22 protein-coding genes are annotated in these 23,195 nt (G+C 49.7%); 1 reads left to right on the top strand and 21 read right to left on the bottom strand.

What is annotated here, in order from left to right; all coding sequences use genetic code 11:
- Positions 1-385 (top strand): hypothetical protein (locus HYW32_00490; GenBank protein MBI2589500.1); only part of this gene is annotated, 385 nt, incomplete at its 5' end.
- Between the two features lie 260 nt (positions 386-645).
- Here HYW32_00490 and HYW32_00495 read toward each other — a convergent pair.
- The 21 genes from HYW32_00495 to HYW32_00595 form a co-directional block, all read right to left on the bottom strand.
- The gene (locus tag HYW32_00495) at positions 646-1,944 is read right to left on the bottom strand and encodes an ATP-binding protein (protein MBI2589501.1); all 1,299 of its coding nucleotides are present in this window, start codon (positions 1,942-1,944) and stop codon (positions 646-648) included.
- Between the two features lie 87 nt (positions 1,945-2,031).
- Positions 2,032-4,161: an NAD-dependent DNA ligase LigA gene (ligA, locus tag HYW32_00500; protein MBI2589502.1), complete on the bottom strand. Its 2,130-nt coding sequence runs from the start codon at positions 4,159-4,161 to the stop codon at positions 2,032-2,034.
- A complete protein-coding gene (locus HYW32_00505) occupies positions 4,158-5,060 on the bottom strand; it encodes a M48 family metallopeptidase (protein MBI2589503.1) in 903 nt (300 codons plus the stop codon). The genes ligA and HYW32_00505 overlap by 4 nt, the downstream gene beginning before the upstream one ends.
- Positions 5,061-5,111: 51 nt before the next feature.
- The gene (locus HYW32_00510; protein ID MBI2589504.1) at positions 5,112-5,435 is read right to left on the bottom strand and encodes a hypothetical protein; all 324 of its coding nucleotides are present in this window, start codon (positions 5,433-5,435) and stop codon (positions 5,112-5,114) included.
- 12 nt (positions 5,436-5,447) lie between these two features.
- Positions 5,448-6,002, bottom strand: a complete 555-nt coding sequence (locus HYW32_00515) for a LemA family protein (protein MBI2589505.1) — start codon at positions 6,000-6,002, stop codon at positions 5,448-5,450.
- Between the two features lie 35 nt (positions 6,003-6,037).
- Entirely contained in the window at positions 6,038-7,615 is a 1,578-nt protein-coding gene (locus tag HYW32_00520; protein MBI2589506.1) for a hypothetical protein, read from the bottom strand.
- A 181-nt stretch (positions 7,616-7,796) separates the two neighbouring features.
- Complete coding sequence (gene rplI / locus HYW32_00525) at positions 7,797-8,231, bottom strand: 50S ribosomal protein L9 (protein MBI2589507.1); 435 nt, start codon at positions 8,229-8,231, stop codon at positions 7,797-7,799.
- Between the two features lie 82 nt (positions 8,232-8,313).
- Positions 8,314-9,000 (bottom strand): hypothetical protein, encoded by a 687-nt coding sequence (locus HYW32_00530; GenBank protein ID MBI2589508.1) that lies wholly within the window; start codon positions 8,998-9,000, stop codon positions 8,314-8,316.
- Between the two features lie 68 nt (positions 9,001-9,068).
- Entirely contained in the window at positions 9,069-10,247 is a 1,179-nt protein-coding gene (locus HYW32_00535) for a S41 family peptidase (protein ID MBI2589509.1), read from the bottom strand.
- Positions 10,240-11,331 carry a tRNA 2-thiouridine(34) synthase MnmA gene (gene mnmA, locus HYW32_00540; GenBank protein ID MBI2589510.1) on the bottom strand — a complete coding sequence of 364 codons (1,092 nt, stop codon included), beginning with the start codon at positions 11,329-11,331 and terminating at the stop codon, positions 10,240-10,242. The genes HYW32_00535 and mnmA overlap by 8 nt, the downstream gene beginning before the upstream one ends.
- 82 nt (positions 11,332-11,413) lie before the next feature.
- Complete coding sequence (locus HYW32_00545) at positions 11,414-11,902, bottom strand: hypothetical protein (protein MBI2589511.1); 489 nt, start codon at positions 11,900-11,902, stop codon at positions 11,414-11,416.
- Between the two features lie 80 nt (positions 11,903-11,982).
- The gene (locus HYW32_00550) at positions 11,983-12,735 is read right to left on the bottom strand and encodes a slipin family protein (GenBank protein ID MBI2589512.1); all 753 of its coding nucleotides are present in this window, start codon (positions 12,733-12,735) and stop codon (positions 11,983-11,985) included.
- A gap of 57 nt (positions 12,736-12,792) precedes the next feature.
- Positions 12,793-15,120, bottom strand: a complete 2,328-nt coding sequence (locus HYW32_00555; protein ID MBI2589513.1) for a hypothetical protein — start codon at positions 15,118-15,120, stop codon at positions 12,793-12,795.
- Positions 15,117-16,703 (bottom strand): hypothetical protein, encoded by a 1,587-nt coding sequence (locus HYW32_00560; protein MBI2589514.1) that lies wholly within the window; start codon positions 16,701-16,703, stop codon positions 15,117-15,119. Before HYW32_00560 ends, HYW32_00555 begins: the two co-directional genes overlap by 4 nt.
- A gap of 342 nt (positions 16,704-17,045) precedes the next feature.
- Positions 17,046-18,266, bottom strand: a complete 1,221-nt coding sequence (locus HYW32_00565) for a transposase (protein MBI2589515.1) — start codon at positions 18,264-18,266, stop codon at positions 17,046-17,048.
- A 226-nt stretch (positions 18,267-18,492) separates the two neighbouring features.
- Complete coding sequence (locus tag HYW32_00570; GenBank protein MBI2589516.1) at positions 18,493-18,705, bottom strand: hypothetical protein; 213 nt, start codon at positions 18,703-18,705, stop codon at positions 18,493-18,495.
- A 309-nt stretch (positions 18,706-19,014) separates the two neighbouring features.
- Entirely contained in the window at positions 19,015-19,974 is a 960-nt protein-coding gene (locus tag HYW32_00575; protein MBI2589517.1) for a CvpA family protein, read from the bottom strand.
- Positions 19,975-19,978: 4 nt separating this feature from the next.
- Complete coding sequence (locus HYW32_00580) at positions 19,979-20,572, bottom strand: DUF1461 domain-containing protein (GenBank protein MBI2589518.1); 594 nt, start codon at positions 20,570-20,572, stop codon at positions 19,979-19,981.
- Positions 20,572-21,471, bottom strand: coding sequence for a TatD family hydrolase (locus tag HYW32_00585; GenBank protein MBI2589519.1), 900 nt, complete (start codon positions 21,469-21,471; stop codon positions 20,572-20,574). Before HYW32_00585 ends, HYW32_00580 begins: the two co-directional genes overlap by 1 nt.
- Entirely contained in the window at positions 21,468-22,895 is a 1,428-nt protein-coding gene (locus HYW32_00590; GenBank protein MBI2589520.1) for a methionine--tRNA ligase, read from the bottom strand. Before HYW32_00590 ends, HYW32_00585 begins: the two co-directional genes overlap by 4 nt.
- Before the next feature lie 2 nt (positions 22,896-22,897).
- Positions 22,898-23,182, bottom strand: coding sequence for an acylphosphatase (locus HYW32_00595; protein MBI2589521.1), 285 nt, complete (start codon positions 23,180-23,182; stop codon positions 22,898-22,900).
- Between the last annotated feature and the right edge of the window lie 13 nt (positions 23,183-23,195).

Genomic DNA, 23,195 nt, shown 5'->3' on the forward strand with positions numbered 1-23,195 from the left:
CGCGATCGATCTGAAATCAGTCACGGGCATGCAACATGGTCTGGGCGTGCCCAAGACGGCGATGCTCGACGAGTTGCTTGCGTGGTGTCGAGCCAACGCGATCGATCTGAAATCAGTCACGGGCATGCAAGCCGGTCTGGGCGTGCCCAAGACGGCGATGCTCGACGAGTTGCTTGCGTGGTGTCGAGCCAACGCGATCGATCTGAAATCAGTCACGGGCATGCAAAATGGTCTGGGCGTGCCCAAGACGGCGATGCTCGACGAGTTGCTTGCGTGGTGTCGAGCCAACGCGATCGATCTGAAATCAGTCACGGGCATGCAAGCCGGTCTGGGCGTGCCCAATAGTAAAAGAAAACAGGAACTTTTGAAAATTCTAAAAATTTAACTCCCCAACGACTATGCCGTGTTATCCTTTCAATTTGGCACGGATGCAAAAAGGTGTAACGAAAAGTTTAGCGATGGCGAAAAGAATATGGTGTCATCGGAGAGTTGAGGCTACTTGCAATACATAGAACTCATTGTACAATCTTCCCGAGACAGACCATGAGGTAACCAACAATGTTCACGGCCGCAAATCATCAGATTCGGAAACAAAAACCCGCTTGATGCCGATTGAGGAAACAGTTCGCACCGAGTAAACTAGTGCTAAATTTTCAACAACCACTCATAAAGAGGAACGATTTGAATCTTGATACCGTTGCTCCTTAACTCCTGCCGTTCGCCAGTAGTAATAATGGTTAGTTTTCGAATCTGCTTGAGTTCATGCTGGGCGGCGATTAAAGCTCGTTGCTCTCGATCGATGATTGCTGGCGTATCGAGCCGTTCGGCAACCTGAATTAAAGCCCGCTGAACTGGCAAATAAAAATCTATTTCAAAACCTTGAGTTGTTTTGTAGTAGTAGATAGCTTGAGCCTGACGACGCAAGGCTAAGAAAACGGCATTCTCCATCAACTTGCCAAGGTTTTGAGAGAAAGCAAAGCCAACTGCTTTAGCTAAACCGGTATCAATGCCATAAAGTTTTTTTGCGGCAATCTGCTGTTTTTTTACAGAATAAGCATATTGGTTAATCACAAAAAATAACCAACTGTTTTCCAGGTAACCAAGATAACTGCTGACGGTATTCACACTGCCGAGCTTTAAGAGATCTTTGAGTTTATTGAACGAGATTAATGATGCTAAATTGCTGACCAAGAAAAAAGCGAGTTCCTGCAGACTTTTGACGTTCTCGAGCTTGTAGCGGGTAGCAATATCCCGATATAAAACATCATCGTACAGAGTTTTGTGAATTGGTAAATCGGGATATTTAAGGGCGTCGGGAATGCCACCAGCTAAGAGATATTCACGCGCCAGCTTTTGATATCGACCCCGTTCCCGCGCGCTCGGTGCGAGTAGACTGGGCGGTTTGACTTTTCTGAAAATTAAAAACTCTCGAAAAGAAAAGGGGAATAGTTCAACACGCAGTGAACGACCGGAGAGTCGGGTTCCCAATTCTTGGCTTAAGAGCGAGGCATTGGAGCCGGTAACAATAAATTTATAACCTTGATCATGGAGCCGACGAACAAATCTTTCCCATTCGGGCACATTTTGAATTTCGTCCAATAAAAACGTTTTCTTTTCGCCAAAAAGATAGACCAACGTCTCATGGAGACTATCAAAGTCCTTGACTTGAAAATTTAGCAATCGCTCGTCTTCAAAATTTACGAAGTAAAAACCATTTCTAAGATACTTTTGGGCGATTTGCGTCAGTAAGGTAGATTTACCCACCCTTCTTAAGCCGGTAATAACAGTCACTTGGGGCGCACCAATAATTTTTTTAAGTTTGGGCAAAATTTCTCGCTCCACACCCAAATCACGAGCCGCAAAAGTCTCGTATTGCTCCTTGAGAGTGGCGATAAGTTGATTTCGTTCAATCACTAAAATCAATCTAATTAAAAAAGTTTTCACTGTCAATGAAAACTTTTAAGAAATAGTTTTCATCTAGAATGAAAACAATCGATAGAACCAGGCCAACTACTCGATGTCAACTTAGGCTTAAAGCAACTTCTTGAATTCAGTTTCACCGATAATTTTTACACCCAACTTCTTGGCCCGCTTGGCTTTAGAACCCGGATTGGCGCCGACGATGACGTAGTCGGTTTGATCGCTCACCGACCCGGAGGCTTTGCCGCCGTGAGCGCGGATCAAGGCTTCCGCTTCCTCGCGGCTCATCGTCTCGAGCGTGCCGGTGACGACCAAAGTTTTGCCTTTTAAGGTTTGCGATTGGCGCGCGGGCGGCAAAATTTTAACGCCGTTCTCCCGGAGTTTTTTTAAGAGCGCCCGGTGGGCCGGGTTTTGAAACCAGGCCGAGACGCTTTCAGCCACAATTTCGCCAATGCCCTCGACTTCTTTAAGTTCGGCAAGTGTGGCTGGTTCGAGGGCGGTTAACGACTCAAAATGTTCGGCTAAATCATTGGCGGTGGTGGCGCCGACGTGGCGGATTCCAAGGGCGTAGAGGAAGCGATCGAGGCGGACAGTCCGGCTTTTCTTAATCGCCGCAACCAAGTTCTGCGCCGACTGTTCGGCAAACCGCTCGAGCGGCTCGAGATCGCCCTCGGTGAGGGTAAACAGATCGGCCGCATCCTCAATTAAATCGGCGCCGATCAGTTGATCAAGAATCTGCGGCCCGAGGCCGTCGATATCAAAACCGCCTTTACCCGCAAAATGGCCAAGTTGTTCGGCGTATTGAGCAAAACAACTTTGGTTGGCGCACCGACTGACCGCTTCACCCGCCGGTCGGACGACCAGTGAATTGCAAATCGGACATCGTTTGGGCAATTTGAATTTCTTTTCCTTGCCCGTGCGCAGTCGGGCGAGCGGCTTGACGACTTCGGGAATAACGTCGCCGGCCTTGCGCACGATCACCGTGTCGCCCAGGCGGATGTCTTTGCGGGCAATCTCATCTTCGTTGTGCAGGGTGGCGCGACTGACGGTCGTGCCGGCGACTTGAACCGGTTCAAGCAAAGCCACGGGCGTGAGCGCCCCAGTTCGGCCGACTTGGACTTGAATATCAACCAGCTTGGTGGTCACTTCTTCGGCGGCAAACTTGTAAGCAACGAGGCCGCGCGGCGCCTTGCCCACCACTCCCAAACGCTTGAAAGCGGCTGTATCGTTGATTGAGACGACGATGCCGTCGATCCAATAGTCCGGATGACGGATGGCAGATGACGGATGGCGGAAAGAGTGATGATCAGTCAATCGGCGCTTTGCATAGTCAGTATGAAACTGTTCAACTGCTGCAAGTGAGTGGGCGGCGAGCGAGGGTGAGGTTTGAAAACCAAGCGCCGCGAGCAAGCGATGAACGAGTTTATGGGTCGGCAGAAAATCGTGCTGACGAGCAATCCCAAACCCAATAAACGAAAGACCGCGCGCCCGAGCGAGTTTAGGATCAAGCTGACGAATCGAACCGGCGGCGGCGTTGCGCGGATTGGCCAGGAGTGATTCGCCCGCTTTTATTCGCGCTTCATTGAGTTGCTTGAAGGTTTTTTGGGGAAGGTAGGCCTCGCCCCGCACCTCGAGCTCACCGGCTAAAACCTTTTTAATGGCTTGATCGAGCGTTTGCCGCTCGCTGGCGCTTAAATCTTTGATCGCCCGTCGACGCGCCTCGGCTGACACAGCGAGTTGAAGGGGAATCGCCTCGATCGTCCGAATATTATGAGTCACATCCTCGCCGACCCAGCCGTCGCCGCGAGTCGCGCCTTGAACCAGTTGACCGCGGCGATAGTTAAGGGTGATCGAGAGGCCGTCAACTTTAAGTTCAGCGAAATATGGTTCGTGAACTGTGAACTGTGAACTGTGAACTGTCTTCTCTAAGCGTTTTTCCCAGGCCTGTAATTCCTCGATGCTAAAAACATCATTCATTGAAAGCATCGGCTCGGCATGAGTAACTTTGGCAAGACCCGCGACCGGAGCGCCGGCGACCCGCTGGCTGGGACTGTCGGGTATCACGAGCTCGGGAAACTGTTCTTCTAGCTCCTGAAGTTCGTGTTGTAAGCTATCCTTAACCGAATCCGGCACGATCGATTCGTTTAAGACGTGATAGTGATAACGGATCCGATCAATCTCGGCCCGGAGTTTTGCCAAACGACGTTCAGCATCCTGTCTCGAAATTCTTGTCTGTGTCATCTTGACTTGTTAATCATTGCCCGCAGGCGCTTGATTCGGTCTTTGACCGGCGGATGAGTGGAGAAAATTTTCACAAAAAACGACTGTTCCTCCTCTTCAGTGAGTGGATTTTCGATATAGAGATGACTGGTGGCGCTCGAAAGGCGAGCGAGTCGATGAGGACTGGTAGCGATTTTTTGTAACGCACTCGCCAAGCCTTCCGGATAACGGGTCATTAATGAGCCTGTGGCGTCGGCTAAAAATTCTCGTCTGCGAGAAATCGCAAGTTGGATAAGTGTAGCCGCGAGCGGAGCAAGAATAGCGGCAACCAGGAGTGCAATTAATTTAAACTGATCACCACCGCTTTCACGATTCCGGCGCTCCCCACCCCACCAGAGCGAGCGCAGAAAGAAGTCAGCGAACAAACTAATCATACCTACCAAGACGACAACAAGTGACATAAGTCGAATATCATAGTTGCCAATGTGCGAAAGCTCATGAGCGAGCACGCCTTCGAGCTCTGTTTTGTCAAGTTGTTCGAGTAAGCCAGTCGTGACTGCGATCGCCGCGTGATTCGAATCACGACCAGTTGCAAACGCATTTGGCGCGGGATCGTTAATAACATACACTCTCGGCTTTACGAGACCGGCAGTGATCGCAAGATTCTCGACTTCCCGGTGAAGAACCAGGTAAGGCTCTTTGCGCGGCGCCTCTTTCGCCCCCGATATCGCCAGCGCCACTTGGTCGGAGTAGAAGTAGCCAACCCAGGCTTGGATCAAAGAAATTCCAACCGCAAAATAAAGAATGACTGGACTTTCGTAATACCAAGAAAGTCCCCAGCCAAGGAGAATAACCAAAATTAAGAAACAACCGAGCAAGATAACGCTCTTAAATTTATTGGCGCCAATTTCTCTGTACATAGCCTGGATTGTATCAGTGAAAAGATCGAGTTGCTACAGGAGTAGGATGAATTAGATATTTAATTTTTCGGCGTACTGACCGATGATCGGGAGCGGGGTCATTTTACCGGAGAGGGCATTAACGACGCCGGTAATCCAGAGTGCGACCACACCCAGCGCGATGAGCCAACCAATCAAAGGTATCCAAGCGATAAATCCAATCACGACAGATACCAAGAAGAGTACCATCCCCTGCTTAGCATGGTATTGAGCATAAGGCGAATCTTTTTTGGCCAGCAGTGGAATTAAAAAAAGAATGCCAATATAAGCGATAACGGCCCAAAGTTTGTTTTGTTCTATGTCACTTCTAGAATTAGACAGCGTTAGATTTGCCATATCATCCCTTTCTTACTCAAACTTGACTTTTACTGGCTCTTTCTCACCTTGAGCCGCCTGAAAAAATTCTCGATCCTTAAAATTAAGCTGGGTGGCAAACATGTTGGTTGGGAAAACCTGGAGTTGAGTGTTGAAGTCTCGAACATTGCCATTGTAGAAACGCCGCGCGGCCTCGATTTTATCTTCGGTATCGGTTAATTCACTCTGAAGGCTCAAAAAATTCTCACTCGCCTTAAGGTCGGGATAATTTTCAGAAACCGCAAAAATACTCTTAAGAGTCTCGCTTAACTGATTCTCCTTGGTGGCTTTATCGGCAAGATTGCCCGCTTTCATTGCCTCGGTTCGCGCTTTAGTCACATCGGTAAAAAGTTGTTTTTCATGCTTGGCGTAAGCCTTGACTGTTTCGACAAGGTTCGGAATCAAGTCATAGCGGCGTTTGAGCTGAACATCAATATCGCTCCACGCTTCATCAACACGATTACGGAGAGTGATTAAACCATTGTACGCGGCCACAAGCCACAAGAGCGCTAAAACGACTATCCCGCCTAGAATCCAAATTAATATCATCGCATATCCTTTCTTAAATTATGATAGAGAATAACTTATGAATTGCCAAGAATATATAAATTGAAATCGCCAGCCTTTTTGCCTGCCGGGTCGTCATTATTTTCCAAAACAGCGGTTAAGATAAAAGATTTGCCGTCTGAAGTATAACCATAGTAACGATTGGGCGCGTTAGGATCGCTCGGCATTTTGCCAAGGTAGGGTTCGAGTCGAGAAGCAAGATCGGCGTTCTGATCGAGCCGAACAACGCCTTGAGCGCTGGGATACGTGAAAGGTTTAGTCGCGGCGGCGAGCGCCTGCAGAGCTTCTTTGATCTTTTGCAAGTCGGCTTTGCGCTGGGTATCGCGACTCGCCACTGTTTCGCCAATTAAAATCTGATTTCGCTCAAGCCAAGCTGTGAGCGGCTCCTCGATGAAGTCAGCGCTCGAAGGCGGTGTGATAATTGCGCCGGCGCCGTACGATCCAAAAAGCACTCTCATGTCGAATGAGTCGCTCGAAAAATCGCTCTTAATGAGTAAAAGATGAGGCAATTTATCCTGCGTGCCAAGCCAGGTTTCAACTTTCAAATTACCCGCGATCACAGTGCCACTCGCAATAAGATCGGCGAGAGCTTGAGCGGGCACAGTCAGCCGGTAGCCCTTAGTTTTTTTACCGTTGATTGTCTTACCCCGAAGACGCTTGCCCTCGACGCCAACGGTGGCAAGAGTTTGATAAATCTTGTCCCATTTTAAAGGTTGAACATTCGCTTGAGCTAATTCACTAACCTGACTTTTAGTCCAACGACTGCCGGTTTCCACTTTTTGCGCGTAGAGCGTTTCACCATCTGTTAGAAGATCAACGCGCAATTTTTCCTGTTGTTTGAGGAGTGGTTGGGTTGTGGTTGCGCTTTCGGGTAGAGTAAACGCCCACTCACTGTGAATAAGCGAGCGCGAGTCAGCTATCTCCTCCGTCAAACGGGCTTGAACTGCCAGACCGACTGGCTCATCCGCCAGAACCTGGGGTGCAAACAAGACTGACAAACTTGGGAGTGTTGGGAGTGTGCCGAGTTCAAGATTAGCTTCGAGATCGACATGATATTGAGTTTGATTGGCAAGGGCGCCACTGGCCACTAAAAGCGCTTGATTCGGTCGATTTGAAAGCCCCCACCACTCTTCGATTCCAAGCGTAATCAAACCAAATTCACTTAAAAAAAATAGGCCTATGCCAAGCGCCACGCCGGCCAGACCGAAAATTAAGACCTTAATACTCACTGGCCAAGTGCGGCGCGGCGGCTGGGGCAAAGGCGCGCTGTTGATTGAACGCGGAATATGCGGCGCTGGAGGTGCAACTTGAGCCGGCGCCAATTGCGATGCGGGTAAAGGTTGAGGCGATGGCGCTGTTGGAGGAGCTGGCAATGGTTTCGGCGCTAAGGCAGGAATCGGCGATGGTTGGGAAGCTGGAGTTAATTCCGCCGATGCAACTTTTGGCAAGCCATTAATCTGTGCTCGCACATTCTCAAGCGAGCCCGCTTGAGACGGCGCTGGAGTTTGAGGCGTAACTTGAGTCGATTTTTGCGGACTGATCGCTTCGTCTCGTGATGGTTCTAACCACGTCGGATCAATATCATCTTTATCCACGCTCCCCTCCCAAACAATTTTAGCGCGATTTTAGAACCAGTTCCATGATTCCTTCTTGAAACGAACGTTGCCAAGTTGGAGCGAAACCGCCGGAAGGCGAGGAGGCGTATCGGTTGATACGGCAACAAGGCATCCGGCGCGTTACAGCCCAACTTGGAAAGGTGCAGTTATCAGAAGGTGATCATGGAACTGGTTCTAAAACCACTCTAACACTCACCTCCGTTTTAACGCCACCCCCAAGCTCGATCGAGGCCCGATGAATGCCCGCTGATTTAACGGGGCTAAAATTGATGCTTTTTTCTGGCAGACCGAGAAGTTTAGCAATCTGTTTGGCCGTGATGGCGGCATAGAGTTTGCCATCAATGGTACCGCGCGCTTCTATCCTGACTTCCTTGTCGACAAGTGTTCGCGCTCGGTCGGCTAAGATTTTTTTTGTTTGCGCTTGTTCAATCCGTGCGCGCTTAAGTTCGGCGACTATTTCCTTTGCTTTCGGATCGGCGGCAAAGATGGCAAATTTATGCGGAATCAAATAATTGCGCGCATAGCCTGCTTTTACTTCCTTCGCCTCACCCGCCTGTCCCAGGTTAGGAACTGATTTTAAGAGAATAATTTTCATATTGTAATAATAATGGGTAATGAGTGAGGAGTGAAGAGTGCAGTATAAATGAAAGCCCGGCGCGAAACCGGGCTGAAAGCTCCTATGTCGCCGGTATCTTCAGATACCGTTCGATCTCCTCGAAAAGTTCCTGACTGATTAGGCCAACTTCGAGATAGAGATCGATCAACTCCCAAATCGTGTAGATCGACACGATTGGGTAGCCGGCCTCAATTAAGACGCGACGACCGCCCTGGTCGCGATCGACGAGAACGACGATCCCGCCCACCTCGATCCCATACGTCTCGAGCACGCGGATCGTTTGGAGTTTTGTGTCCGCCGCCGTCAGCACGTCATCGAGCACGAGCGTTCTCGAATAACCGTATAGTGGCGTAAGCATCAGATTGATGCTGTAGCCAAACTTATTTTCGGTTGGCGCCTTGGCGAGCTGGATAAAATCCAGCTCTTGCCCCCACCGTCTCCGTGCGCGCACATACGCCTCGGCGAATTCTGTCGCCGCGTCGGGCACACCGACCACGCAGTGATAGCGCAGTCGATGTGAAAGAGCAACCTCGTGCATCAACTCCACGATCTGGGCGATGTGGTATTCGCCCAATGGCCCATTTTTCGCGTGGGTTATTGTGCGTAGATTCAGATAGAACGGCGATAGCGGGAGCTCCGGATTTCGACTGTGCGCCTTCAGTGAAAATCCCTTGCCGTCCGGCGACCGATCCTTCGTCTGAAAGGCGCCGATATTGTACAACTCGAGCGCAAAGGCTTTTTTATCCAAGACAAATCCTCCTTAAAGAACAAAACTCGCTTGAGTATAGCGAGTTTCAGAAGGAGAGCAAGTGATTTTTATTTGAGTAATTCAACTGCCCGATCGAGTTGTTCGTCGGTCTCGGTGTCTTCGAGTTCATCCACGACTGCGTCGGGCGTAATCCCTTCGCCGTTAATCGCTCGACTGGTCGGCGTTAGCCATTTAGCAACCGTGAGGCGGAGCGATGAGCCATCCGAGAGATTCTCCACTTCCTGAACCGAGCCTTTGCCGAAGGTTTTGGTCCCCACAATCGTGCCCTCGCCACGATCTTGAATCGCGCCCGCTACGATCTCTGACGCCGAGGCCGAACCGCCATTAACCAGTACAACGAGCGGAATATCCGCCAGTTTTGGTTCAAGTGTTGGATCAAAATCTTTCCTCTCCCCTTGTTTGTTTTCTTCAATCACCATCGGTCCGTCTTTCACAAACAAACTGGCAACGTCGATCGAAGCATCTAAGTAGCCTCCGGGATTATTGCGCAGATCCAAAATAATTCCTCGAGCTTTTTTAGCCAGAATCTGATCGGCGGCTTTAGCAATTTCGCTTGTGGTATCATCTGAAAACTGAATGAGATGCACATAAGCTAGACCATCATCGCGCTGACTATACTCAAGCGAGGGCAGTGAGATTGTCTCGCGCCTCACTTTATATTCGCGCTGTTCATCAACGCTTTCGCGAATAATCGTAAGTGTCACCTCGGTTCCCGCCGAGCCACGGATCGCATTGATAAGTTCATTAAGTTCAAATTCACTTGCATCACGGCCATCAATGCCTAGAATCACATCTTTGGCCTTAAGGCCGCTTTTAGCCGCCGGTGAATTTGGCAAAGGCGCCACAACTATAAACTGATCGCCCTCTTTGGTAATTTCAGCGCCGATGCCACTAAACTCGCCTTGAATTTCCTCAAAAAATTTTTCAGTTTCCTCGGGCGTTAGAAAAAGGCTAAAACGATCGCCGAGCGCGTCAACTGTGCCGCGAATCGCGCCGTAGAGCAGTTTTTGACGATCAATCTCACCCGGATAACGTTCAATCAACCGCTTATAAACATCCCAATAGAGGTTGTAGTTGACGTCATTTGGCTGACCAAGCGCAGTGTTGATGAGTTCGCCTGCTTTTGAATCTGATTTTTCAAGCATGATCTTACCACCAACCAATGCGCCGAGCGCAAAGGCGGCCAAGAGAGCCAACCAAATTCGTAAAGCTATTATTTTATTCACTAATAGTTCCTCCGCCCAAAATTAAACTGCCTTTTGAGAATACCACGCTCTGGCCGGGTGAGATAGCGATTTGAGGATCGGCAAAGCCAATAGTGATTTTTGATTGATGATTTTTAATCATCGATGGATCAGAGATAACTTGACAGACTTGCGGCTGTTGACCATGGCGAATTCGAGCTTCGATCTGATCATTAACTTGAGGCGGGTCGTTAATCCAATTTAAATCCATCGCAACCAAAATTTTACTGGCTGGAGGTTCAACATCAACTATCAGTTGATTCCGAGCAAAATTTTTGCCGACAACGTAATAATGAGGCCTCGAGACCCCGCCATCCGATATCTGAAACCCATGCCTTTGGCCCAATGTATAGAGTGCAACGCCGTCATGCCTACCGATTTGCCGCCCTTGATGGTTGACGACCACTCCGCATTTGGTTTTCAATTTTAAACGCAAAAAACTGGCCACGTCGACAGGCCCGAGAAAACAGATTCCCTGACTATCAGGCTTGTTAGCCACCGGCAGGTTGCGCCGACGCGCCTCTGAGCGAACTTGCGCTTTAGTCAAGCAACCAATCGGGAAAAAGATATGAACAAGATCAGCGCTAGTCAATTGCCACAAAAAGTAGGTCTGATCTTTCTTTATGTCGGTTGCTCGGTGAAGTGTGTGAAAGGTTTTGTTCGAGCGAGAATGAATCTGTGCGTAGTGTCCGGTCGCAACGGCATCAAACCCCTCGGCGCGGGCAAGATCCAGAAGAATGCCAAATTTCATCGAACGGTTACACAAAATATCCGGATTAGGCGTTCGTCCCTCGGCATACTCCTTGAGCATGACGTCGACTACCTGGGTTTTATAGGCCTCACGAACGTCGATCACGGTAAACGGAATACCGAGAAATGCGGCTACTCGACGGGCATCGGCCACATCTTCTTGCCACGGACAAACACCGCCCATTACCCCAGTCAAGTCGTCGCTCCAGGCACGCAAATAGACGCCAACCACTTCGTGACCAGCCTCTTTTAAGAGGGAGGCGGCGAAGGAAGAGTCTACCCCACCACTCATTCCAAGGAGAATTTTCTTCGGCATAACGACCGATTATACCTGGTTCGAAGTCAGAAAAAAACCCTGATCCTCATATCCGGGTTTAGGGGGGCGATGTCACTTTATGCTAGTTCCTACTGATATAAGTATAGAGCTTTCTCCCTCTTTGTTCTTCTTCCAGTTGAAAAATTGCTCGTATTGTATTCCTCCACACTACAAATGCCCCAAACGCTGAGATCAGTACTATACCAACAAAGCTGATCGTGCTGATCCATTCGCCTATGTCTCCTGGGCGCGGAGGCAGTATGGTGGCGAATACAGGTGGGGCAAAGATAGTAAAAGCAAGAAGCAATGATGCTATTACTATGCTCAACATTCCTTTATCAGTCAGCTTCCTTTTCATCTCTACCAGTCGGAAACTGACAAAGATAAGCGGCAAGAAAAAGATGACTTGACAAACAATGAAAGCAAAAAGAAAAAGAAAGAAATGCCTCACTTGGAATCCTTGCTGTTCAACCGCCAGTAGAAATTGAAACACCAAAAGACCACCAAACAGGAACTGGCAAAAGGCAAAGCACCCAATACTCTGCCAGTGCTGCTTCAAGTTTTTAAACAACCCCTTAGACCTCCTTCAAATTTTTCCCAGAAGAATATAGCAAAGATTCATTCTGATGCATATCCGTTGAGGTTAACCCGTTACTCTTTGCTTTTTACTTGTTTCAGACCCTCGAAGGCGCGGAGCACTTCGAGCGGAACGGCAAACACCACGGTGTTTGATTTATCCGAAGAAATATCGTTGATCGAGTTGAGTGTGCGAAGATGAAGAGCGCCTGGACTTTGAGAAATAATATTCGCCGCTTTAGCCAAATTGCCAGCCGCCTGCACTTCGCCTTCGGAGACAGTAATCACCGCTCGACGCTCACGTTCGGCTTCAGCTTGGCGAGCAATTACCCGTTTCATCTCTTCCGGCAATGAAATATCTTTGAGCGCGACGCTCTGCACTTCGATACCCCACGGATCGGAGGCTTCATCAATAATTAAACGAATTTTCTCCGCGATTGTTGCGCGTTCAGCCAAAAGTTCATCGAGCGAAACTTCGCCGACTACATTCCGCATCGTCGTCTGGGCAAGGTTTGAAACCGCCACGTAGAAATTTTCCACCTGAATCACAGCGCGTTCGGCATCCCTAACCTTGTAATAAATCACCGCGTTAATGCGAGCCGAGATGTTGTCCTTTGTAATTGCCTCTTGATCAGGCACATCTACGGCTTTCACGCGCATATCTACCCGGACCCAACTTTGAATAATCGGAAAAACTATTCGCCAGCCCGGGTCCATGATACCCGAGAATCTACCGAGGGTGAATTTGACCCCGCGCTCGTATTGATTCACCTGCCGAATACTGATGAGTATCAGCGCGACCAATCCGCCAATCAAAAATTCATTCATGCCAGCCTTTCAGATGAGTAAATTTGCCTGCATTTTACCTCTTAAATCTGACAGATACTAGAGGTTATGGCGTTCGAGGCGGATAGAACGGACCGAAAGAGTACCTTCGCCAGTTGCAAAAACCCTTGTTTCAAATGCCGGTGTTGACATTTCAGTTGTAACCTCAAGCGTTAAATCTTGATAGATATTCGCTCGTGTAAAGTCAGCACCGCGAAGTTCGCGCGCAACGCTTGTGACACCAACGAAATCGACTGTGCCGATGACAACATCATCGGTGCGTGACGAAGCAAGTTCAAAGTGAACTGTGTACGCGCCGGCTGGTAAGTAGACGTACGGTCCAGCCAATAAATACTTTGCTGGTTCGCCTTGCTTAAGGATGGCTGGCTTGCCGAAAGGTGGAGAAAACGTGTCGGAAAATTCTAGTTCATAGTTGGTACAGATTTCACGCTCACGCGCCACCCCATCTTCAAGCCAAGTTGTAATGATGTTTGGTTGATCGCCATCTCCCAAACATGGATTCAACTCGATTCTTGCAGTCTTTTCCTTAAAGAATATGTTTGATTTCTCTGCGAGTGAACCAGTCTGTCCAGCGCTTGAAACCACAATCAGCTCAAATTGATTCTGGTATTTTTTGGGAATAGTCAGTGTAAAAATGCCGCTTGCATCGGTAGCCGTCCAGGCAAGCGGTTGACGTGTGCCACGCAGGAGATGCCAAAGACTCATGAACGGATCAAGGCGCAAAAAATTATCTGGGTGAAGCACATCGCTCTTGGCGGTTGGATAGGCGTTCACAATCAGACGCGACGCTGGCAGTTGCCCAGTAATAACAACTTGATCGCCAACTGTTTCAGGCGGATACACAGCCCGCTCGCGGATTGTCCGATCGCTTGGCGCCGAGAGAGAGTAGATGCGACGGCTAAATGCACTCAACGAAGTGGCAACTAAGTCCACATCATAAGATTGAAAGAGATCGCCCAGTTGAGTTTGATGATCGGCTGGCGCGCCAGTTTTGGTTGAACGGAGATCAAAGAATGCGCCATCCGAGCGATAGAACGGAAATTGAATCGCATCCGAAAGTAAATAAACTGGTTTCTTCTCATCTAAAGCGGTAGCGATTTTTGTTTTGACCGCGCCAAAATCAACATCGGTATCGCCGTAGCGAATAAACTCGCCCGCGTAGCCGATCCAGTGTTTAACGATATTTGTGCCAATAAAAATTCCGTCCGGCGAGAGTGTCTTTTCAACTGTCTCCAAGCGATCATTGGGCGCGGGCTGATTTTGATATCGATTCCAAACCGCGATACCAGACACGACTGTAAAAAGCAAAAAAAACGTAGCGAAAGCCGTTCCAAAATGCTTGCGCGGCGCGAGCGCGTCCAACGCAATCGCCGCGAGGAAACTCAAAGCTGGTACAGCGAAAAAGACGGCCCGACCATATAAATTTTCATAAATATAACTCGATCCAAAAAGCGCGCCGGGCAAAATCCAAAGCGCAAGTAGAATAAGAGCGCGTCGATTCTGTTTTGCAAGTATAAGAGTTCCCATTAAGGCAAGTAGAATCCCCACGCTGCCGAACTCCGCCGTCAAAAGGTAAATCATCTTAAAAAGCGAAAGTGAATCGCGATCGTTGATATTGCCTGTGACTAAATAAATCAGAGCTTCCTTGACAGTCTGAAAGTCAAGGACGCTATCTGGTGTCTGACTCGCCGTAATCAGTAAATAGGCATAGATGCCAGCGGCCGCGAGCGGCCCAACGCCAAAGATAAGCCACCGCCAACTTGAAAACTTAAGTGGCGCCGACCGATACCAAAGTACGCCCAGCCAGAGAACCGACCAAAGAGCGGCTTGAGTGTGAAAGAGCAAAGCGATTCCCAGTGAGATTCCACTCGCAAGCAGTGTCCAAACAGTAATCGGGCCAAGCAAAAGTAGGAGCGCTAACAAAAGAAAGGCAATCATTCCTGGATCGACAAGAATACTCCCCATGCCCATAAAAAACGAGTTAAAAGCGATCAGAATTGAGGCCAAGAGAGCGACGCGTTCTTTCAAACCAAGTCGGCGGGCAATAAAAAAAACTAGCAGGATGATCGCGAGGCTTGCCGCCACGTTCACGATCGCCGGCGCGGATGATTCTGGAATAGTTAAGCCAATTGCCTCGCCGCCTCGCTTAATTAGCCAGCTTGACCCGACGTAACCAGGATGAAACGGCGCGTGGCCGGTTGAGGCGGCATTCAAGAGCGAATAACCATTTGTGCGCCAAACGTACTGGGAAGAATCGAAAAAGTCTTTCGAGCCGTCAACCAGCTGAATGCGCAAAATTAGGCTGACGAGAAGGATCGCGCCCAGCGCGATCCATGAAACGGGTTTTAGAAACTTCTTATCTCTCACCGGAAACTATACATCGCCGGACAGTCGTTGGGGTTGACCGTCACATAGGTCGGGCGTTCATTGATGCGCATGTGCGTGCCGCAAACGGTTGCTTCGCCGTCGAAGCTCGTTCGCCAAGCAGCGACTTTATTGCCAAAACGGTATCCCCAGTAGTCGCCGGCGCCATGAAGAACAAATAAGTCGTCAAGATAGGCACTTCCTTCGTAATAACCGCGCTCACCCAGCCGATCGATCAAAATACTATCAAAACGAATTGGGTAGTGAATGACCCCATCGTTTGCTCCACCCCAATGGGAACGTGCTTCGGCATTCACAAGGTCGTAACGCACATACCGCCAACCGCTTGGAAAGGTACCGAGCATCAGTTGATGAACTTGGTCGGTCGCATCTTTGATGCGCATCCGCCAGATGTTCGACGAGTTGTCGCCGTCGATCCACAAACCAATCGTTGTCGGCGCGCCTGGGATTGGAATCTCCTTGCGCGCACTGCAGTAGGCGCTCCCAGAATTGCTATTAAAAGCATAATAAAGGCGCATGCCTTTACCCTCGCGCCCGGAGTCGTGTCTCGCCTCGCACCGAGTGGTATTCGCCTGCTCCCGTGTATCCCAGTTATCAAAAGTCGTAAAATCGTCGACTCTTTGCTGGTCGGCAATTAAAACTTGCCCGGAGTAACTTCGACCTTCAATCTGGCCAAGCATTTCCTGGAGACGATCGTAGGCATCCTTGCGAGTAAAATCGGTGCGAAGCATGCCGTAGTTGCCGGTGCCATCATCTTTGACGTGATAGAGCGAGATGATTTCCACCTCGGGCAAATCGCGAGCGATCATGGCTGAACGCACTTGGTAATCGGCCTGTTGTTGATCACCGCGGCCCACGCCAGACTGGCGGCCGAATTCAGTGAGCCAAACTCGCTTGCCGCCGCCGTTGGCTTTGATGACAGCCACGGTTCGACGAAGTGATCCCAAAAAGTCTTCACCACCCTCTTCAATCTCTTCCGGCGGCCGATCTTTGTAGGGGTGAACCGCGACACTATCGAACGCATCCTTGGCGCCGTTGACCTTATAAAGCTCATAGAGAAATTGCGGATTAACGTCGGCTAATACAATCGCATTGTTATTGACGGCCTTAATCTTTTGATACGAACGGTGGAGATAATCTTTATAACTGCCCGCGCTCATGCCTTCGCCGTAAGGTTCGTTCATAATTTCCCAGGCCGCGACCTGACTGTTGAATCGCTGAACCGCTCGATCGACAAAATTGCCCCAATCGTCAACACTCGGCAAGCCACTGCAATCATTCAAAAGGCCGATGACACGGATGCCGGTGCCATTGAGAGCATTCAAAGCATTCACATCGCCCTCAAACTCTGTGCCGGTTGTGTAGCAGATTTCGATGCGCGTCCAGCGGATGCCGGCCATCTGCATCTCCGAGATGATCGTATTTTGGTTGCTCGTATTAAAGCGAGTCGAGAGATAACTGCCGATGCCGTAGGTGGTGTCGAAGGCCTGGGAAGTGGCTGGAAGCGAGCTCAACGCCAACACGCCAATAGCTAGAACCGCTGCCTTCAAAAAAGTGTGTTTCATAATCAAACCCTCCTAAAAGAACTACGCAATAATTCCAATCTGATTTTTTCTACAATAACACATTCAGGACTTACACACGTAATAAGTATTTTCTTCGACTCGGAAGTGAAGCGTTCCGGTGGAAATTAAGCAAAAAAATCCCCGCCTATTGCTAGATGGGGAAGATGAGATCGGAAAGTACTTTGTTACTTTACGATCTCAAACGATTGTGGCGATATGGGTATCAATCATCTTCTCTTTGAGACGCGAAAAATTACCTTATCGCCAACGCTTGAGGCAGGAATGTGAACGATGCCATTCTCTTGAGAGATTCATTCATTTCACTTTCCTGCCAAATTTTTCTTACCAGTCCTCGCCGTACAGGCGTTCCGGCTCCCGGAGATCCCGGGCCCAGAAGCGCTTACCGGAGGGACTGGTGGATTGCTTGCCGGTATGAAGCTCCCACCAGGCATACCAGAAGTACTTGAGGAACTTACTGGCGGCGTGGCGACGGGCTCGGGCATCGAGCCACACTTTCGTGAGCGTCAACTCCTTGCCTTTGTCAGTCGTCGCCACCACCGTGCCAAGTTGCTCTTGGCGTTCCTCTTTGTACTTCCGGTAATACCAAGCAAACTCTGAATTACTCCGCACCAGCTGTTGGCCGAAGAGCCAGATCCCCTGGCGGAGTAACTGGTGGAACTGGGCGCTCTCGCCACGAATAAATTGAGCCGCCCGCGGTCGCCCATTCTGCATCACGTGCCAGCCAGTGTACTTTTGAAAGCCAGCCAGCTTCGAGAAGCGCCGGATGTCCACAATCGGGGCGATGATGCGCGCGGCAAGCCGCGGCCCCATCCCTTTCACCGGTTCCAGCACTTCAGTGTAGACCGGCAGCTTGCCCAGCTGCTTCTTGATCTCTCGCTCGAGCTCTTTTTCGTACTCAAGGAGAGAATCAACCGGTCCCTTCCCCTCAACAAGTTGGACGCGGTGTTCAGCCGCGATCGCGCTGGCGGAGGAGTCGAGGAAGTACTCCTGGTCGCGCTCGAGGCGAGTGGTCCGCTGCTGGAGGCGTTTGCGGATCTCATCTTGGGTGGCAATCAACTGGTTGATATACACCCGGATGAGCGAGATCCGTACGTCCACCTCTTCAAACGGGCGGAAGTGACTGCACTCCCCTTGATGCACCAGCATCGCCATGGCTGAGGCAGACTGACACCGCTCTACCTGTCGCCCTCCCTCCTTGGTCAACTTGGCCGGTGGAGACAGTTGGTCACTGATTTCCAAGATCTCTTTGAAGTGGTTGATATCAAGGAAGGTCATGCGGTGCACCGACGCACCGCGTTGGTAGGCACCGATGAGCAGTGCGTCACCAACACCACCAAGTGGTGCGTAGAGCGTGTCAGCCTCGGTGAGCGCGTTGAGGAACTCAACCCGGGGGTTGTAGTTCTCTTTCACCTCTTGGTCGTCGACGACTACCTTCCGGGTCGCTTCGGGTGCGAGCAAGAGCCACTCTGGCTTCTTGCTACCTTTGAGTGAGCAAACGACGGCCGGCTCGATGTCGGCCGGGATGACGATGTACTGGGCCATGCCATTGGCCCTCCCTTCTTAGATTTGCCTTGAGGTAGAAAAAAGAGCCGTTGGGAGTGCTCCGACTGCCTTATTGGTAGCCCACACTTTTCCTTTGGCTCAACTGATATGGCGCAGATGAGACCTGATGAATTCACTTATGTGACCACAAGCCTTCTCTTTTCAGCGCCAGTGGCAATGCGTGCTCGAGGTAACGCCGTCGTACTTTTATGAAAGAATCAGACAATTACCTTTCCGAGCACGCAAACTTGGCGGGATCAGTTGAGACGGCAGGAATTGCCTTAAAGGCATCCACCCATTTCTCTTCTGATCCCAAAACGATTTGAGGCAGGAATGTGAGCGATGCCGTTCTCTTGAGAGAATTAATCCCTTCACTTTCCTGCTCTCTCGATCCAAATGGAACGGCCATGGGGTGAGCGACCAAAATGCCTTTTGGCACCACTACTATTCACTTTTCCCACGGCCAAACCTTGAAGCAGGAGTAAAGATAAACCGATTTACCTTGAGGTAACACACTCTTTCTTTTACTCCTGCTAATTTTTTTCGTGTTGTTAACGAACGAGTAAAAGTGACTGCTTTTCCTCTTTTTGTCAAGCTACAAATGCCTGTCTCGGGCGTTTTTTTTCATGCAACCTTCCCCACCGTAAGAGTCGAGAACCTAAAAGAGACCAATGATGGCGAGCAAAGTACCCCTTAAAAATTACGACTGCCACCTCGTATCTTTCACCTTGTAGGTGTAAGGATGGGACTAATCCGAAAATTCCTGGGAATACATTACGCCGTATAAACCATTGCGAACAGCGCCGATGCCGAGTCGGCCATAGTTCGGCGAAAGAATATTTGCTCGGTGGCCTTCAGAGTTCATAAGACCCGCATGAGCAATTGGGGTACTCGGCGCAAGAGCAAGATTTTCACCGGCGGCAAGATAAAAGATGTCAGCCGCAGTGAGTCGATCAAATGGGTCGAGGCCATCAGGGTTCAAATGCGAAAAATACTGTCTCTGCCACATATCTTTACTATGAATTCGACCAACGTTCGCCAGTTCCTCGCTCCACTCAAGTTTGGTCAAATTATTCTGTGCGCGCGCCTCGTTCACCAAGCGAAACATCTCGCGTTCAGCCTGCTCATCAACCGTGAGTTCGCTAATGGGAATTTTCGGATTAAAGGCGGTGACTTCGCTTTTTTCCGTAATTGTGAATGCGCCCTGGAGTTCTTTAACGGCCGGCTCGATAATCCGAGCAAAAGTGGCCTCAAGCGCTGGCTGATGAACAACGAACGGCCGCGCGAGTGTTGCTTGTTGAATCGCTGATCGCACCCACGGCAAAATCGGAAGAAAAAGAAGGAGGTTGATTAGAATAAATAAATTGAGCGCATGGCGAATCACACCAAGCGCGGCGCCAACCATCCGCTGGTTTAAGCCGAAACGAATGATTTTGGGCACAAACCGAAGACTAAATGAGAAGACTGCCTGGAGCGCCAATGGCACTATCAACAAGATAAGTGTAAAGGCAAGAATCGGCTGAAGCCCACTTGAAAAACTAAACTCGCGGCCAAGCCAAGTGCCAAAATTATCGAAAGTAAGAAAGGCTAAACCAACGCCAACACCAAAACCGATAAAATCCAGAATAAGCGCCAGGCCGCCACGGCGCCAGCCATCAAAAAAGGCGGTCAAAAAACTTAGAAGAATTAAGCCGTCAAGGATTGTCATAAGTTTATTGTGATCGATAATGGCACCCCAGACAACGCAACAGGACCAGGGTTCCGAGAGAGGCAAGCAGAATTATTATCCAGATGGCGACAAAAAAGCCCGCTGGGTAGACTTGCGTGATAACATATTGGTCGGACGGAAAAACCCAGTTGCCTTGAGGAAAAATGAACTTATGGAGCACAATAAAAGCGCCTTCAAAACCAAGCCCCGTTATAAGCCCGATTGTCGCGAGAAGACCAAGCGACCCTGTGATGACTGACGTTTCAGCGAGTCGAAAACGCGCGAGGATTAAGCCAATTAGGGCACCAGGCAAGATATATATGCCTACTTTCCAGATAATCAACGTCACGTCCTCAATATGAGCATATTCTCCACTGGTAAGAACCGATTGATCTGACTTAGCCTGTCCAAACCATGACTTAACGCCAACAAGCGATGTGACTTCTCGATCGATGATGTTCCGCTCACGGCTTGCGAGTGGCCCGTCTGGCGGAATAAACGCGAAAATTGCTTGGTGAAGAATTGGGGTTGAGACTATGAAGAGTACCCAAAACGCAAGCGCTGCCACGGCTAAGAAAAATGCGCGCAAGATTGACATCAGATACCAAAAAAAGCTCGGGTATTTTTTGTCGTAGCGACGGCAATCTCCTCGAGGGTGAGTTGTTGAACTTTTGCCAGCGCCTGGGCGACATCGACCACGTTGGCCGGTTCATTGTTGAGGCCGCGCCGACCAAGCTTGCCGGGCGGTGTAAGAGTCGGTTTTTGCGCTCGGACTCGCTGGGGCGGCAAATAAGGCGCGTCGGTTTCAACCATCAAACGCTCGAGCGGCAATTTCGCCACCACCTCGCGCAACCAATCGTAGTTGGGATAGGTGATAAGCGCCGTCAGCGAGATCAACCAGCCGCGATCAAGCGCCTGCGCGGCGATTTCGTAGGGCGCCTCGAAGCTATGGAGAACAGCTCGAACTTGAGGGTAGCCAGCCGCAATCGCGAGCACATCATTATAGGCTTCACGACCGTGAATGATCACCGGTAAGTTGTGTTCGGTCGCCAACTTCAAAAACTGACCAAACGCCTCTCTCTGCCGCACCCCCGTCTCTTCTTGGGTGTGATGGTGATAGTCGATGCCGACTTCGCCGATGGCAACCATATTGCAAGATTTATGATTGATGGCAGCGTTACCTGACGAAGAGCGATTAAAGGCGGGCTTGCAATGATGAAGTAATAAATTACGCAAAGCCTGGATTGCGTTTTTAAGTTCAAAATCCTTTTTAACCACTTCATGTGGGTGAATGCCAACAGCGGCAAAAACACGTTTGGGATATTGACCGGCAAGCTCAACCGCCCTTTCAGATGTAGCCACATCCAAACCCGGCACGACCAGCTGCCGCACCCCCGCCTGCTCCGCTCGCCCAATCGCCTCCTCCACCGACCAAGCAAGATTAGAATCGTTCAAATGACAGTGAGTGTCGATGAGCTCATGTGATTCAGAATTCATAGTTCATGATTAAGGCGTGGAAACAACGGCTGGGCTTGGCTGGAGCGGAGTTGGGCAAAAATTTGCGCCGAGGTTTCGGGCATGAAAGGCATGAGGCCGGCGGCGATCGTTTCAAGTTGCCGATAGGCGGTCGTCAACACGTTGACGAGTTCGTGGTTCATGGTTTCTGATTCATAGTTTTTAATCATTTCCCAGGGCTTAGCTTCCTCCAGCCGTTTATTGGCATCGCGGACAATGAGCCAGATTGCTTTTAAGCCCTCGTCGAGGCGCAATTCTTCAATCGCTCGATCGGCGTCGGCACAACTGGGGGCGGCGCCGGGCTCGATCTTGAGTTCCGATCGACTAATAAGCGTCACTGTTCTTTGCAAGAGATTGCCCAACCCATCGGCGAGATCGGCCTTATAAACTTCGGCAAAGCGATGAGCGGCCAAATCGCCATCAGCGCCAAACGGCACTGCCGACAGCAGAAAGTAACGGACTGCATCTGCACCATACCGATCAACTAGCTCAATCGGATCGATGACGTTGCCTAGGGTTTTACTCATCTTTTGACCGTCGATGGTAAACCAACCGTGGGCAAAAATTGTTTTAGGCAGATCGCGCCCGCCCGCTATTAGCAGAGCTGGCCAAATTGCCCCATGAAACCAAAGAATTTCCTTAGCCATAAGTTGAACGTTCGCTGGCCAAAAATTTGAAGCTTGTTTGATTTCTAAAGCGGAAAGATAATTAAGCAACGCTTCTACCCATACATAGAAGGTATGTGATTCATCCCAAGGCAAAGGAATTCCCCACTCAACATTGGGGCGAGAAATTGAAATGTCTCGAACCTCGCCTTTAAGTCGGGCAAGTAACTCGTTGCGACGATAATCGGGCTTAATAATAATTTGATTAGATTCAATCGCTTGGATAACTGCTGAAATATATTTGGTCAGGCGAAAAAAATAGTTCTTTTCATGACGCCGTTCGGGAGTGAGATTGGGATGATCGGGGCATTTACCATCAACCAATTCTGATTCTGTTTTGTACGACTCGCAACCGACGCAGTAGAACCCTTCGTAAGTTCCAAGGTAAACATCGTCATTCGCCTTAAGCTGTTGAAAATATTCTTTGGCAAATTGAATATGCTCTACGGCCGTGGTGCGCATAAAAATATCGTTCGAGATCGCGAGCGAGCGCAACATCGTTTCAAATTGCGGCACGAGCCGGTCAACAAATGCCTTGGGCGCCAGCCCCGCCTTTTGAGCCGCATCGGCGATCTTCTGGCCGTGTTCATCGGTGCCGGTGAGAAAAAAAACTTGCTCCGACCCTAACTTTTTCCGCCAATAACGAGCTAAAACATCGGCCGCGACCGTGGTGTAGGCATGGCCAACATGTGGCTTATCATTGGCGTAGTAGATGGGGGTGGTGACGTAAAGAGTTTTCATATCTAGTATTCGATACTAAAGCCTACATAGCCATGAGGTTCGGTCTCGTTTTGAGAAAGACTATCAACTTTTGCATCCGGCAAATCAGGATAATTGATTTTTTCAATAAATTGATCAATCAGTTCGCCTGCGCCTTCGACATGCGCCAAAACGGTGCCATCGGTGTTATTGCGCACCCAACCCGCCACGCCAATGCGGCCAGCAATTTGCCGCACCCAATCCCGAAAGCCAACTCCGGTTACCTTACCACTCAATGTAATATCAACCGCTTTTTCTAGTTCAGACATGTTCTTATATTAA

It is taken from the genome of Candidatus Berkelbacteria bacterium (assembly GCA_016187225.1).
Taxonomy (GTDB): Bacteria; Patescibacteriota; UBA1384; order JACPKC01; family JACPKC01; genus JACPKC01.

Coding starts and splice junctions, on each gene's coding strand:
- HYW32_00550 (MBI2589512.1), bottom strand. CDS start 12,735: ATGAATGAATTTTTGATTGGCGGATTGGTCGCGCTGATACTCATCAGT.
- HYW32_00565 (MBI2589515.1), bottom strand. CDS start 18,266: ATGGCCCAGTACATCGTCATCCCGGCCGACATCGAGCCGGCCGTCGTT.
- ligA (MBI2589502.1), bottom strand. CDS start 4,161: ATGACACAGACAAGAATTTCGAGACAGGATGCTGAACGTCGTTTGGCA.
- rplI (MBI2589507.1), bottom strand. CDS start 8,231: ATGAAAATTATTCTCTTAAAATCAGTTCCTAACCTGGGACAGGCGGGT.
- HYW32_00575 (MBI2589517.1), bottom strand. CDS start 19,974: ATGACAATCCTTGACGGCTTAATTCTTCTAAGTTTTTTGACCGCCTTT.
- HYW32_00585 (MBI2589519.1), bottom strand. CDS start 21,471: ATGAATTCTGAATCACATGAGCTCATCGACACTCACTGTCATTTGAAC.
- HYW32_00595 (MBI2589521.1), bottom strand. CDS start 23,182: ATGTCTGAACTAGAAAAAGCGGTTGATATTACATTGAGTGGTAAGGTA.
- HYW32_00580 (MBI2589518.1), bottom strand. CDS start 20,572: ATGTCAATCTTGCGCGCATTTTTCTTAGCCGTGGCAGCGCTTGCGTTT.
- mnmA (MBI2589510.1), bottom strand. CDS start 11,331: ATGCCGAAGAAAATTCTCCTTGGAATGAGTGGTGGGGTAGACTCTTCC.
- HYW32_00505 (MBI2589503.1), bottom strand. CDS start 5,060: ATGTACAGAGAAATTGGCGCCAATAAATTTAAGAGCGTTATCTTGCTC.
- HYW32_00515 (MBI2589505.1), bottom strand. CDS start 6,002: ATGATATTAATTTGGATTCTAGGCGGGATAGTCGTTTTAGCGCTCTTG.
- HYW32_00590 (MBI2589520.1), bottom strand. CDS start 22,895: ATGAAAACTCTTTACGTCACCACCCCCATCTACTACGCCAATGATAAG.
- HYW32_00510 (MBI2589504.1), bottom strand. CDS start 5,435: ATGGCAAATCTAACGCTGTCTAATTCTAGAAGTGACATAGAACAAAAC.
- HYW32_00560 (MBI2589514.1), bottom strand. CDS start 16,703: ATGAAACACACTTTTTTGAAGGCAGCGGTTCTAGCTATTGGCGTGTTG.